This is a genomic window from Mycobacterium shimoidei, from assembly GCF_900417275.1.
Lineage (GTDB): Bacteria > Actinomycetota > Actinomycetes > Mycobacteriales > Mycobacteriaceae > Mycobacterium > Mycobacterium shimoidei.
In genome coordinates, this window is the sequence record NZ_UEGW01000001.1 from 4,515,263 (window position 1) to 4,528,499 (window position 13,237).

At 66.2% G+C, this 13,237-nt stretch carries 13 protein-coding genes and 2 pseudogenes; 7 read left to right on the forward strand and 8 right to left on the reverse strand.

The annotated features are described in order from the left end of the window. The first annotated feature begins 19 nt into the window (after positions 1-19). Together MSP7336_RS21880 and MSP7336_RS21885 are read left to right on the forward strand one after the other, a co-directional pair. Positions 20-616 (forward strand): TetR/AcrR family transcriptional regulator, encoded by a 597-nt coding sequence (locus MSP7336_RS21880; protein ID WP_113964588.1) that lies wholly within the window; start codon positions 20-22, stop codon positions 614-616. Then, positions 613-1,659, forward strand: coding sequence for a DNA polymerase IV (locus MSP7336_RS21885; protein WP_113964589.1), 1,047 nt, complete (start codon positions 613-615; stop codon positions 1,657-1,659). Before MSP7336_RS21880 ends, MSP7336_RS21885 begins: the two co-directional genes overlap by 4 nt. On the opposite strand, the gene MSP7336_RS21890 is transcribed toward MSP7336_RS21885, so the two are convergent. After that, positions 1,609-2,502 (reverse strand): SDR family oxidoreductase, encoded by an 894-nt coding sequence (locus MSP7336_RS21890; protein ID WP_113964590.1) that lies wholly within the window; start codon positions 2,500-2,502, stop codon positions 1,609-1,611. The genes MSP7336_RS21885 and MSP7336_RS21890 overlap by 51 nt on opposite strands. A 28-nt stretch (positions 2,503-2,530) precedes the next feature. Next, positions 2,531-3,196, reverse strand: a complete 666-nt coding sequence (locus MSP7336_RS21895; protein WP_232320956.1) for a TetR/AcrR family transcriptional regulator — start codon at positions 3,194-3,196, stop codon at positions 2,531-2,533. Between the two features lie 108 nt (positions 3,197-3,304). Between MSP7336_RS21895 and MSP7336_RS21900 the strand changes: the two genes are divergently transcribed. After that, a complete protein-coding gene (locus tag MSP7336_RS21900; protein ID WP_113964591.1) occupies positions 3,305-4,783 on the forward strand; it encodes a cytochrome P450 in 1,479 nt (492 codons plus the stop codon). 76 nt (positions 4,784-4,859) lie between these two features. Further along, entirely contained in the window at positions 4,860-6,335 is a 1,476-nt protein-coding gene (locus tag MSP7336_RS21905; RefSeq protein WP_113964592.1) for a cytochrome P450, read from the forward strand. A gap of 5 nt (positions 6,336-6,340) precedes the next feature. On the opposite strand, the gene MSP7336_RS21910 is transcribed toward MSP7336_RS21905, so the two are convergent. After that, complete coding sequence (locus MSP7336_RS21910; protein WP_069395058.1) at positions 6,341-6,820, reverse strand: 2-isopropylmalate synthase; 480 nt, start codon at positions 6,818-6,820, stop codon at positions 6,341-6,343. A gap of 157 nt (positions 6,821-6,977) precedes the next feature. Next, positions 6,978-7,406: a DUF302 domain-containing protein gene (locus tag MSP7336_RS21915; protein WP_069395059.1), complete on the reverse strand. Its 429-nt coding sequence runs from the start codon at positions 7,404-7,406 to the stop codon at positions 6,978-6,980. 94 nt (positions 7,407-7,500) lie between these two features. Between MSP7336_RS21915 and MSP7336_RS21920 the strand changes: the two genes are divergently transcribed. Both MSP7336_RS21920 and hypB read left to right on the forward strand, forming a co-directional pair. Continuing rightward, complete coding sequence (locus MSP7336_RS21920) at positions 7,501-7,836, forward strand: hydrogenase maturation nickel metallochaperone HypA/HybF (RefSeq protein ID WP_069395060.1); 336 nt, start codon at positions 7,501-7,503, stop codon at positions 7,834-7,836. A 12-nt stretch (positions 7,837-7,848) separates the two neighbouring features. Continuing rightward, positions 7,849-8,598 carry a hydrogenase nickel incorporation protein HypB gene (gene hypB / locus MSP7336_RS21925; protein WP_069395061.1) on the forward strand — a complete coding sequence of 250 codons (750 nt, stop codon included), beginning with the start codon at positions 7,849-7,851 and terminating at the stop codon, positions 8,596-8,598. A 57-nt stretch (positions 8,599-8,655) separates the two neighbouring features. Here hypB and MSP7336_RS21930 read toward each other — a convergent pair. Together MSP7336_RS21930 and MSP7336_RS24715 are read right to left on the reverse strand one after the other, a co-directional pair. After that, positions 8,656-9,426 (reverse strand): annotated as a pseudogene (locus MSP7336_RS21930) (thiolase family protein); the annotation flags it as partial. Positions 9,427-9,482: 56 nt separating this feature from the next. Next, positions 9,483-9,825: pseudogene (locus MSP7336_RS24715) on the reverse strand (thiolase family protein); the annotation flags it as partial. A 50-nt stretch (positions 9,826-9,875) separates the two neighbouring features. On the opposite strand from MSP7336_RS24715, the gene MSP7336_RS21935 reads away from it, so the two are divergent. After that, entirely contained in the window at positions 9,876-10,205 is a 330-nt protein-coding gene (locus MSP7336_RS21935; RefSeq protein ID WP_069395063.1) for a Zn-ribbon domain-containing OB-fold protein, read from the forward strand. Here MSP7336_RS21935 and MSP7336_RS21940 read toward each other — a convergent pair. Both MSP7336_RS21940 and MSP7336_RS21945 read right to left on the reverse strand, forming a co-directional pair. Then, positions 10,198-12,363, reverse strand: a complete 2,166-nt coding sequence (locus MSP7336_RS21940; protein ID WP_069395064.1) for an acyl-CoA dehydrogenase family protein — start codon at positions 12,361-12,363, stop codon at positions 10,198-10,200. The two genes, MSP7336_RS21935 and MSP7336_RS21940, sit on opposite strands and share 8 nt — an antisense overlap. An 88-nt stretch (positions 12,364-12,451) precedes the next feature. Beyond that, positions 12,452-13,216 carry an SDR family NAD(P)-dependent oxidoreductase gene (locus tag MSP7336_RS21945; protein WP_069395065.1) on the reverse strand — a complete coding sequence of 255 codons (765 nt, stop codon included), beginning with the start codon at positions 13,214-13,216 and terminating at the stop codon, positions 12,452-12,454. Positions 13,217-13,237: the final 21 nt, after the last annotated feature.

Sequence of the window (13,237 nt, forward strand, 5' to 3'; positions counted from 1 at the left end):
GCCACGTTACCCTACAGTCGTGAGCCCTGGTGATCGGGTGCGTGACCTCCCCTTTTCGGTCCCCCAGCAACGGGGTGACGCCGCGCGCAACCGCGCATTGCTGTTGGACGCCGCGCGCCGGCTCATCGCCGAGCGCGGCGCCGACGCGGTCACCATCGACGACATCGCGGCCGCCGCCGGCGTCGGTAAGGGCACCGTGTTTCGTCGGTTCGGCAGTCGAGCCGGGCTGATGATGGTGCTTCTCGACGAGGACGAGCGCGCGAGTCAGGAGGCGTTCCTTTTCGGTCCGCCGCCGCTGGGCCCGGGTGCGCCACCGCTGGATCGGCTGCTGGCATTCGGCCGCGAGCGGCTCTGCTTCGTGCACGCCCACCGCGAATTGCTCTCGGCGGCGAGCAGCCAAGCCCGCCACGGCGCGCCCGCCGCAGTGCACCACACCCACGTACGCGTGCTGCTGGAGGCGGCCGGCACCACCGGCAACCTCGACATTCAAACCGATGCGTTGCTCGCGCTGCTCGAAGCCGACTACGTCGAACACCAACTCCTGCACGGCGGTCACACCATGCAGACACTCGGTGATGCATGGGAAAGCCTGGCCCGCAAGCTTTGCGGCACATGAGGCCACGCTGGTTTTTGCACGTCGATCTCGACCAGTTTCTGGCGTCGGTGGAGTTGCGCCGACACCCCGAGCTGGCCGGGCTGCCGGTCATCGTCGGTGGCAGCGGTGATCCGACCGAACCGCGCAAGGTGGTCACCTGCGCCTCCTACGAAGCCCGGCAGTTCGGCGTGCACGCGGGCATGCCATTGCGCACCGCCGCGCGCCGCTGCCCCGACGCCACCTTCCTGCCCTCGGATCCGGCCGCCTACGACGCGGCCTCCGAGGAGGTGATGGACTCGCTGCGCAATCTGGGTCATCCGGTGGAGGTGTGGGGCTGGGACGAGGCGTTTGTCGGCGCTGACGTCGCTGACCCCATGCCGCTCGCCGAACAGATCCGCAATGTGGTCTCGACCAACACCGGGCTGTCGTGCTCGGTCGGCATCAGCGACAACAAGCAGCGCGCCAAGGTGGCGACCGGTTACGCCAAACCGGGGGCCATCTACCAGCTCACCGACGCCAACTGGATGTCGGTGATGGGCGACCGACCCGTCGACTCGCTGTGGGGAGTCGGCCCGAAAACCGCGAAAAAACTTGCTGCACTTGATATCAACACGGTCAGGCAGTTGGCGCACACCGACGCGGAGCTACTCACGTCAACGTTCGGGCCGAAGACGGGACTCTGGCTGCTGTTGCTCGCCAACGGCGGCGGCGATGACGAGATCAGCTCCGAGCCTTGGGTGCCGCGGTCACGCAGCCACGTCATCACCTTCCCGCATGACCTCACCGAGCGCAGTGAAATGGATTCGGCGGTAACTGAATTGGCGCGACGAGCACTAGCCGAGGTGATCACGCAGTCACGCGTCGTCACCCGGGTGGCGGTCACCGTGCGCACCGCAACGTTCTTCACCCGCACCAAGATTCGCAAGCTGGACGAACCCACTGTCGACGCCGACGTGGTGGTCGCCGCGGCACTGCGCGTGCTGGATTTGTTCGAACTCGATCGACCGGTCCGGCTACTCGGGGTGCGCCTCGAGCTGCAGATGCCGGACCGGGGCCGGCCGTAGCGCCCGGGTGAAGAGCACGTTCACCCGTCGCATCACCACGCTGTAGGGCCACCACGCCAGTCGCTTGAACGCGTAGACCACCCGGATATCTGGCGAGGTGTAGATCAAAAAGCGGTTCTTGGCGACCCCCCGCAGTATTTTGTCGGCCGCGGTCTCCGGGGACACCGCGTGACCGGCGAAGCGAGCCACCCACCGGCTCACTTGCGGATCGTCGCGGTCCACTCCGGCGATCTCGACGGTTTCGACCAGACCGGTGCGCACCGCACCGGGCACCACCACCGACACCCCGATGCGATGGCGCGCCAGATCGAAGCGCAGCACCTCCGACAGGCCCCGCAGCCCGTATTTGCTGGCGCTGTAGGCGGCATGCCAGGGCATCGCAAACAAACCGGCCGCCGACGACACGTTGACCAGATGCCCGCCCCGGCCCGCTGCCACCATCGGTGGCACGAACGCTTCGATGACGTGGATCGGACCCATCAGGTTGATCGCGACCATCTTGGTCCACTGCTCGTGGCTGAGCCGGTCGACGGTCCCCCACGCCGACACCCCGGCGATGTTCATCACCACGTCCATGCTCGAGTGCTTGGCGTGGATGTCGGCAGCGAACGCAACGACCTCCTGGTAGTCGGCGATGTCCAGCGCCCGGTGTTCGGGCACTTTGGCGCCCAGCGCGCGGGCGTCGGCCACGGTTTCGGCCAGACCTTCGGCGTTGCGGTCGGTCAGATACAGCTCGGCGCCGTAGGCCGCCAGCGCCAACGCGGTCGCCCGGCCAATGCCGCTGGCCGCCCCGGTGAGAAAACACTTCTTGCCCGCGTAGTACTCGCCAAGCTTTGTCGCCATGGCGGTGACGATACCGCTGGTAGCACCCTCAGGAGTCGGTCGACCCGCCCCACAACGCGCAACGCCACAGCTGTTCGAGCACCCGAATGCCGCGCTGCACATCGGCATCTGCCCCCAGATACGCGGTATCACCGGAAAGCATCTGCGCTGTGGTGACCGCCAATGTGCGCACCAATGCCGGGATGTCGTCGCTGATCGGATGGGCGGTGCCGGCCTTTATCTCGTCTTCGACAATCCCGATGATCTGCTCGATCACCCCGTCGACTTGCTGGTCGAGGATCTCGCGGATCTCCGCATCGGTGTGACGGGCATGGTTGCACGCCGACATCACCGGATCGTTGTGTGCATAGACCGCGGCGGCGCTGCCGACCATCCGTTTGGCGAACGCGGCCGGTGACTCGTCGGGGCCACGCGGGGCGAAGTAGTGCGTGAGCTCTTCAAGCTCCTGGTTCGCCTCGGCGAGGATCTGCGCCAGCACCGAGTACTTCGAATCGAAGTAGAAGTAGAAGCCGGAGCGGGCCACCCCTGCGCGGTCGCTGATCGTGCTGACCGACAGCTCCGCGAACGGTTTTTCCTCCAGCAGCTCGCGCACCGCCTGCATGATCGCCTGCCGCTGTCTGTCTCCGCGCTTGGTCGGAGCCGATGCAGCCGGTGCCTGATCGGCGGTCCGCCGGGCGTCCTGCGAGGTGCTCACCCTTCGACCTTGCACCACACCAGAAGAAAACGAAACTTGACAGCCGTCAAGTATGTTCTGAGGATAAGTTTTCAGTGACGGCGGCCACAATCTCGGTGAGGAGCGTCGATGGCGACCATCAGCACCCCGCACTACCTACTCGATCAGGCCAAGCGTCGGCTGACGCCGTCGATCAACAACTTTCCCGGCATGGGGGCCGTCGAGCGCAAGCTGCTGAACACCGACTGGGCACCGCGCAAGCTCGCCGATCCCCCGCCGGGCAGCGGGCTCAAGCCCGTCATGGGCGATCGGGGGCTGCCGATCGTCGGCCACCTCATCGAGGCGCTACGGGGCGGACCCGACTTTCTGTTGTTCGTCTACCGCACCAAAGGCCCGGTGGTATTCGGAGATTCGCCGATTCTGCCGACGGTCGCCGCGCTGGGACCCGACGCCGCCCAAATCATCTACTCCAACCGCAACAAGGACTACTCCCAGCAGGGCTGGGTTCCGGTGATCGGGCCGTTCTTTCACCGCGGCCTGATGCTGCTCGACTTCGAGGAGCACATGTTCCACCGGCGGATCATGCAGGAAGCCTTCGTGCGAACACGGCTGACCGGCTACGTCGAGCAGATGGACAAAGTGGTGTCCCAGGTGGTCGCCAACGACTGGGTGGTCAATGACGCGCGATTCCTGCTGTATCCGGCGATGAAGGAACTCACGCTCGACATCGCCTCGATGGTGTTCATGGGCCACGAGCCGGGCAGCGACCGCGAGCTGGTCACCAAGGTGAACAAGGCCTTCACGATCACCACCCGCGCCGGCAACGCGATCATTCGCACCAGCGTGCCGCCGTTCACCTGGTGGCGAGGGCTGCGCGCGCGGCGACTGCTGGAGAACTACTTCGCCGCGCGCGTGCAGGAACGACGCGGCAAGCAAGGCAACGACTTGCTAACGGTGCTGTGCCAGACCGAGGACGAGGACGGCAACAGCTTCTCCGATGAGGACATCGTCAACCACATGATCTTTTTGATGATGGCCGCCCACGACACGTCGACGTCGACCGCGACCACCATGGCATACCATCTGGCCGCTCACCCGGAATGGCAGCAGCGTTGCCGCGACGAGTCGGACCGGCTGGGCGACGGCCCGCTGGACATCGAGTCGCTGGAGAAGCTGGAGTCGCTCGATTTGGTGATGAAGGAGTCGATTCGGCTGGTGACACCGGTGCAGTGGGCGATGCGCCAGACCGTGCGTGACACCGAGCTGCTCGGCTACTACCTGCCCGAAGGCACCAACGTCATCGCCTACCCCGGCATGAACCACCGACTGCCGGAGCTGTGGACGGATCCGCTGAAGTTCGACCCGGAGCGGTTCACCGAACCACGCAATGAGCACAATCGGCACCGCTATGCGTTCACCCCGTTCGGCGGTGGTGCGCACAAGTGCATCGGAATGGTGTTCGGGCAGTTGGAGATCAAGACGATCTTGCACCGGCTGCTGCGCCGGTACCGGTTAGAACTGCCCCGCCCGGGATACCAGGCGAAGTGGGACTACGGCGGCATGCCCGTCCCGGTGGACGGCATGCCGATCATCCTGCGCCCGCTCTAAAAAAACTTGACAGGCGTCAAGTTTCACCGACAGGATGGGGTTCATTGACGGCTGGCACCACCGGTAAGGAGCCCCGATGGCGACCATCAGCACCCCCCACTACCTGCTCGATCAGGCCAAACGCCGCCTGACTCCGACGGTGAACAACATCCCCGGGATGGGGATGCTCGAAAAGCGTCTGCTGAGCGTCGACTGGAAGAAGAAGACACTTGCCGAGCCGCCGCCCGGCAGTGGTCTCAAGCCGGTCATCGGCGACTCGGGCCTACCGATTCTCGGCCACATCATCGAGTTGTTCCGCGGCGGCCCCGGTTTCGCGCTGCACCTCTACCAGACCCGCGGCCCGGTCACCTTCGCCGACTCGCCGGTCCTGCCATCGATCGTCGCCCTGGGCCCCGACGCCACCCAGATCATCTTTTCCAACCGCAACAAGGACTACTCGCAGAAGGGCTGGCACCCGGTCATCGGGCCGTTCTTCAACCGGGGCCTGATGATGCTCGACTTCGACGAGCACATGTACCACCGGCGGATCATGCAGGAGGCGTTCACCCGCACCCGGTTGGCCGGCTACGTCGAGCACATCGACCGGGTGGCGACGGCGATCGTGCACGACTGGCCGACCAACGACGCGCGCTTCCTGTTCCACCCGGCGATGAAGGAACTCACCCTCGACATCGCCTCGATGGTGTTCATGGGCCACGAGCCGGGCACCGACCGTGAACTGGTCACCAAGGTGAACAAGGCCTTCACGATCACCACCCGCGCCGGCGGCGCGATCATCCGCCATCCGGTACCGCCGTTCAAATGGTGGCGGGGACTGCGGGGCCGCAAGGTGCTGGAGGACTACTTCACCGAGCGGGTCGCCGAACGGCGTCGCGCCGAGGGCACCGACATGCTCACCGTGCTGTGTCACACCGAGGACGAGGACGGTAACAGCTTCACCGACGAGGACATCGTCAACCACATGATCTTCTTGATGATGGCCGCCCACGACACGTCCACGTCGGCGACCACGACGATGGTCTACAACCTGGCCGCCCATCCGGAATGGCAGGACCGCTGCCGCGACGAGTCGGCTCGGCTCGGCGACGGCCCGCTGGACATCGAGTCGCTGGAGAAACTCGAGACGCTGGACCTGGTGATGGACGAGTCGCTGCGGCTGGTGACGCCGCTGCCGTTCAACATGCGCCAGACCGTGCGCGACACCGACTTGCTGGGTTACTACGTGCCGGCCGGCACCAACGTGGTGACCTGGCCGGGCATGAACCACTGGCTGCCTGAGCTGTGGACCGAACCGCAAAAGTTCGACCCGGAGCGGTTCGCCGAACCCCGCGCCGAGCACAAGAAGCACCGCTACGCGTTTGCGCCGTTCGGCGGCGGGGCGCACAAGTGCATCGGGATGGTGTTCGGCCGGCTCGAGGTCAAGACCGTCGTGCATCGGCTGTTGCGCCGCTATCGGCTCGAGCTGCCCCGGCCCGGCTACCAGCCGCGCTGGGACTACGGCGGCATGCCGCTGCCGATGGACGGTATGCCGATCGTGCTGCGCCCGCTGTAGTCGGGTCAGGTCATCAGCCGGTTCGCGCAGGCGATGACCGCGTGCAGCGCGGATTGAGTCGCATCGGGTGACCAGCCCATCGCCCATTCGGCCCGGAGTCCGTCGCTGCCCTGGATAAAGGTGGCGACGTGGTTGTCGTCCGGGCGCAGTTGGTGGAATCGCAGCATCTCGACGGGGATGCCGTGCTCATAGAGCATCTCGGTCAACGCCGCGACCGGGCCTGTCGCGGTGGCCGTCGCGGTTTCGACGCGATCACCGAATCCGAGGGTGGCGCGGTACGTGCGTGCCTGAGGCCCCAGCCGGGTGGCGGGCCGTTCGGCGTCGGCGCATTCCCAGCTACCCAGCCGCAGCGGTCCGGCGCTGGGCGCGTAGGTGTCGACGAAGGTGCTCCACGACATGGTGTTGGCGTCCTCGCGGATCCCTCGGGGCAGCGGAACGCCCTTGAGACGAGAGGGGAAACGGGAGGGGATGAACTGGGTTGTCATGTGCCGGTCTTCTCTGATCTGGAGGGTGACCGACGGGCAGTAGCTTGCGACCCACAGCGGGGGGTCGGTCAGAATCAGACCCCGCTGCGGGTGCTGGCTACTACCAGAAGACTCTGCACGAACGCGACACTAGACGTTAACGGGCGAGGTGTGCAACTCAGTTTCCGGCTGATTCCCCGGCTGGTTTCCCGGAAGCGACCTGGTCGAGGGCTTCCTGCAGCAGCCCGCGCACCGCATCGGCGATCGGATCCAACCCGGGCTCTTTGGTGACGTCGACCATCAGTCGCGGGTCCATCGCGTCGACGATGATCGTGTCCGGCTTCTGCGGATCTCGGCGCACCACGACATTGCAGGGCAGCAACACGCCGATCTGCCGGAACGTGTTGACCGCCTGGTGGGCGAACGTCGGATTGCACGCGCCCAGGATCAGATAGTCTTCGATGTCCTCGCCGAGCTTGGCCTTCAGCGTCGCCTTCACGTCGATCTCGCTCAGTACGCCGAATCCCTTCTGGGCGAGCGCTTCTCGCGTGCGGGCGACCGCATCGTCAAACGAGGAGTGCAGTGTTCTCGACAGCGCGATTCCCATGGACGGGGTCCTCTCTCGTGGCTGCTGCTCCCATTGTGCCGCTCTCGGGTGTACAACGGTTCTCATGACTCCGCGGAGACGGAGGTGATCAGCCATGCACGAGCTGTCGCTGTGCCAGGCAATCGCCGGAGTCGTCAGACCGTATGCCGACGGTCGCCACGTCGACGTGGTCCGCGTCAAGATCGGCGCCTTGCGTCAGGTGGTGCCCGAATCCTTGTCGTTTTGTTGGACGCTTGTCCGCGATTACGAGGACATGCCCGACGCTGAGCTGGAGCTGGAATTGATCAACACCGAGGTGCAGTGTCGCGGCTGCGGACGGCGTTCGACACCCAACTCGCAGTGGAGCTTGTTGTGCCCGAACTGCGAAAGCGCCGACGTCGAGGTGCTGCACGGCGACGAGTTCTTGGTCACCTCGCTCGACGTTTCCTGAAAGGTGTACGCCATGGGTAGGTTTCATCGACACGACGACGGCACCGTGCACACCCACGAGCACGATGACCACAGCGGCTACCAGACCGGCTCGCAGCGAATCGACGTGCTGGAGGCGATCTTCGCCGAAAACGACGTCCGCGCCGGCTACAACCGGGACGCCTTCGAGCGCAACGGGATTCGCGCCCTGAACCTGATGAGCTCGCCCGGCTCGGGCAAGACCACGGTGCTGAGCGCCACGTTGGACGAGCTGGCCGGCGAGTTCGCCATCGGGGTGATCGAGGGCGACATCGCCACCGACATGGACGCGGCCAAGCTCTCTGGGCGCGGCGCCCAGGTGTCGCTGCTCAATACCGGCAACGGGTTCGGCGGCGAGTGCCACCTCGACGCCCCCATGGTCAACCGCGCGCTGCAGGGTCTGGAGTTAAGCACGCTCGATCTGGTCATCATCGAAAACGTCGGAAATCTGGTCTGCCCGGCTGAGTTCGACGTCGGCGAGCATGCCAAGGCAATGGTCTACTCGGTCACCGAAGGTGACGACAAGCCGCTGAAGTACCCGGTGATGTTCCGCGCGGTGGACGCGGTGCTGCTCAACAAGATCGACCTCGTCCCGTACCTGGATGTCGACGTCGACTCCTATGTCGCTCGGGTCCGCGACGTCAATCCGTCGGCAGCGGTCCTGCCGATCAGTGCCCGCACCGGCGCCGGCATGACCGCCTGGTTCGGCTGGCTGCGGCGATTCATGGCAACCACCAGCGGGTAACCAGGCGCCAATGTGGGCTTCGTGGTGGAGAAGCCCGACGAATAGCGACCTGCTCACTCAGCAGGTCAGCAGCATGCACCCGGCGATCGGGCCACCGCCCACAGCCGCCACCGCCACCTGCGGACGCCGGGGAACCTGCCGCTGTCCGGCCTGACCGCGCAGCTGCAGGCAGGCTTCATGCAGCACCCAATAGCCATGCATGCGCCCCGCGGAGAGCTGGCCGCCGTAGGTGTTCAGCGGCAGCACGCCGTCGCGGGCGATCCGTTCGGCGCCCTGGACAAACGGCCCGGCCTCGCCGTCACCGCAGATGCCCAGGGCCTCCAGCCACGCCAAGGTGAGGAAGGTGAAGCCGTCGTAGAGCTCGGCGAGCTGAATGTCGGCCGGCGTCAAGTCGGTTCGTGACCACATCTGCGCCGCTGCGTCAGTCGAGGCCATCTTCGGGTAATCCGGTCGATGGAACCAGCCTCCGGCGCCGTCGGACCCGCCCATGGCCTCCACCGCGACCGGCGGATTCGGGCAGTCGCCGGCGTACTGGGCGGTGGAGACCACCACCGCGATCGACCCGTCGACCGGCACGTCGCAATCCAGCAGCCCGAACGGCGAGGAGACCGGCCGGGCGGCCAGGTAATCGGCCATGGTCAGTGGTTCGCGGTACACGGCAAGGGGATTCAACGCCGCGTTGCGCCGGCTGTTGATCGCCAACCACCCCAGCTGCTCCTTGGTGGTCCCGTACAGATGCATGTGCCGTCGACAATTCATCGCCAACCAATTCGCCGCCGAATACGCATGGACGGCAATGAGTTCGACGACATCGTCCATTCCGCCGATGGTGGGGCTTTCACGCTCCGGCTCGCTGGTTTTCTCCTTCGACTCCGACGACTGCAGCACGGATCCACCGATCATCTGCACCGTCCGGTAGACCAACACATGGCGGGCCCGACGTTCCGAAACCGCCTGACACGCATCCATCACCGGTGTCAGCAGACCGGCGGTTCCGAATCCGGATTTATAGTCGGGCGCGTCGATGCCCAGCGCGGCACTGACTTCGGCCACCGGCGTATCCCCAAGTGTGGCAACACCGTCGATGTCCGCGGCGGTCAGCCCGGCGTCGGCGATCGCGGCGCGCGCCGCCTCGCAGGTGAGTTCGAGTCCGGGGATACCGGTGCGACGTCCGATGCGTGAGATGCCGATACCGGAAACGATGGCGTCTTTCTCGAAGGGTTGCATCAGTACCGTCCGTCCGCGCCGCGAGTTCGGGTCAGTGTACTGTCTTGCGCGTGGCGGACCCGAAGTTGCATATCGAGCACTGCGACGAGTGCGAGCGATGGGTGCACCCGCCCGCCGGAACGTGCGACGATTGCGGCAGACCGCTGGTTGCCCGGCCGGTCTCGGGGCGGGGCACGGTGTTCACCTACACGGTCAACTTTCATCCCTACAACCCCGAGATCCCGACGCCATACGTGATCGCGATCATCGAACTGGCCGAACAACAAGGGCTTCGGGTCGCGGCCAATATCGTTGACTGCGAACCCGATTCGGTGGTCTGCGGCATGCCGGTTGAGGTGCGACACCACGAGCAGGGGTTGGTTTTCGGCCCGGCTACTTGATCAGCGGGTCACGGGGCATCCCGAGGATCCGCTCGGCGATCTGGTTACGGGTGACCTCGGAGGTCCCGCCGGCGATCGCCATGCCCCGTGCGCCCATCAGCATCCGGCTGACCAGCCCGCCGGGCCCATCGGACAGTGCCATCTCCGGACCCAGTAGCGCCGCGCCGATCGCGGCACCTTCGCCCATGTGCTCGGCCAGCATGAGTTTGGTGATGTTGCCTTCCGGACCCGGCCCGGCTCCCTCGATACTGCGCGCGGCGCGACGCAGGTTCAGCAGCCGCAACGCGTGCTCGCCGGCCAGGAAAGTCCCGACGCGAACCGACGCTCCTGCCAATCGATCTGCCCCCTGCCGCGCCAGCTGCACCAGCTGCGCACCCACGCCTTCGAAGTACGACGTGCCGCCGCCGATGCTGACCCGCTCGTTGCCCAACGTCGCGCGCGCCACCGTCCATCCGGTGTTGGGCTCGCCCACCACGTCTTCGTCGGGCACGAACACGTCGTTGAAGAACACCTCGTTGAAGTCGGATCCACCGGTGATCTGGCGCAACGGCCGCACTTCGACGCCGGGGGCCTTCATGTCGATGATCACCGTGGTGATGCCGGCGTGCTTGGGCGCGTCGGGATCGGTGCGCACCGTCGCCAGCCCGCGGTGGCAGTAGTGCGCGCCGCTGGTCCACACCTTCTGCCCGTTGATCTTCCAGCCGCCGTCGACTCGGGTAGCTCGGGTCTTGATGCCCGCCGCGTCCGACCCGGCATCGGGCTCGGAGAAGAGCTGACACCAGATTTCTTCTTTGCGCAGCGCTTTCTCGACGAATCTTTCGATCTGCTTTTGCGTTCCGTGCTGGATCAACGTCAGGATGACCCATCCGGTGATCTGGTAGTCCGGGCGTTTGATGCCCGCCGCGGCGAACTCCTGCTCGATCACCAGCTGCTCGACCGCGTCGGCGGCCAGGCCCCACGGTTTGGGCCAATGCGGCATCACATAGCCGGTGGCGATCAGCTTGTCCAGCTGCGCCTTGTCGTCCAACGCAGCGATCTCGGCCGCATCGGCACGGACCCGGCCACGCAACTCCTCGGCCTCGGGCGGCAGATCCAAGCTGTTGGCCCGGGTAGCGCCGGCCGCGGTGCGGTCGAATACGTCCTGGGCCGGGGCGTCGCCGCCGAACAGCGCGCGACTGGTCAGTGCGCGGCGCAGATGCAGGTGCGCGTCGTGCTCCCAGGTGAAGCCGATGCCGCCGTGCACCTGGATGTTGAGTTCGGCGTTGCGCGCATAGGCCGGAAACGCCAGCGCCGCAGCGACAGCGGCGATGAGCCGGAACTGCTCCTCATCCTCGCCTGCGGCCCGCGACGCGTCCCACACCGCGGCGGTCGCCGACTCGGCAGCCACCAGCATGTTGGCGCAGTGATGCTTGACCGCCTGGAAGGTGGCGATGGTGCGGCCGAACTGCTGGCGCACCTTGGCGTAGTCGACCGCGGTGTCAACGCAATCCGACGCCCCGCCGACCGCCTCGGCCGCCAGCAGCGTGCGCGCCCGCGCCAGCGCCGATTCCCGCGCCCCCGACAGGATGTCGGCGTCGCCAACCTTGACGTTTTTCAAGGCGACCCGCCCCGAGCGTCGGGTCGGATCGAGGTTCTCGGGCACTTCGACCGACACGCCGTCGCGGCCGCGATCCAGCAGCAGCACGTCGTTGCCGGCCGCAATCACCAGCAGCTCGGCCAGCCCGGCGCCTAAGACGATTCCGGCGTCGCCGTTGGCCACGCCGGAGTCGAGCCGGACGTCTCCACCCAGCCCGATGCCGGCGGTGACAGTGCCGTCGATCAGCCCGGGCAACAGCCGGGCCTTCTGCTCCGCGGTGCCGTCCTTGGCGACGACCGCCGAGGCGATGACGGTCGGCACGAACGGTCCCGGCGCCACCGCCCGGCCGAGTTCCTCGACCACCACCACCAATTCGGGCAGCCCGTAGCCCGATCCGCCGTGCTCCTCATCGATATGCAAGCCCAGCCAGCCGAGTTCGACGAGGTCGTGCCAGAACGGCGGCCGCGGCTCCTCGGCCGCATCCAGCAGCGACCGCGCCGCCCAGCGGGCCTTCTGCGAGGTCAAAAACGCCCGCGCCACCTCAGCGAGTTCGCGATGGTCGTCGGTCAGTGCGATAGCCATGGGGTCTCCTCTTCTACTTCGCGAGAGTGCAGCTAGCGACGCGGTTACTCGGTAAACGCGTCGGCAGTTGCACTTTCGCGGCGTGGCATCACTTGGGCGCGAACCGCTGTCCGGCGTCGAGGCGCAGGCACTGGCCGTTGAGCATCGGGTTGTCGACGATCGCCGCGGCCAACTTGGCGTACTCCGAGGGGCGACCCAGCCGCTTCGGGAACGCCGCGTCCTTGGTCAGCTGAACGGCGTACTCCTCCGGGATGCCCTTGGTCAGCCCGGTGGCGAACAGGCTCGGCGCGATGGCGAGCACCCGAATACCCAGCGATCCGAGGTCGCGCGCCATCGTCAAGCACATACCGGCAATGCCGGCCTTGGCCGCGGTGTAGGCGACCTGACCGATCTGACCCTCGAACGCCGCGATCGACGCGGTGTTGATGATGACGCCGCGCTCCTCATCCTCCGGTTCGTTTTTGCTCATATGCGCCGCCGCGAGCCGGCTGATGTTGAAGGTGGCGATGAGATTGAGATCGATGACCGACTGGAAGGACTCGAGATCGTGCGGACCGGACTTCGACATCGTCCGCTTGGCGATGCCGCCACCGGCGGTCGTGATGGCCACATGCAGGCCGCCCAACGCGTCGACGGCGCTCTGCAGGGCTTCCTCGGTGCCGGCGAAGTCGGTGACGTCGACCGGGTAGAACGACCCGCCACCTTTCAGACCCGCGGCGACGTCCTTGCCGTCGGACCCCTCCCGGTCGAGTATCGCGACGCTGGCCCCGCGCTCGGCCAGCAGTTCGGCGCTGGCGCGGCCCATACCCGAGGCGCCGCCGATGACGACCACCTTCTTGCCGTTGATCTCCATCCAAACCTCCTTGTTTGACGG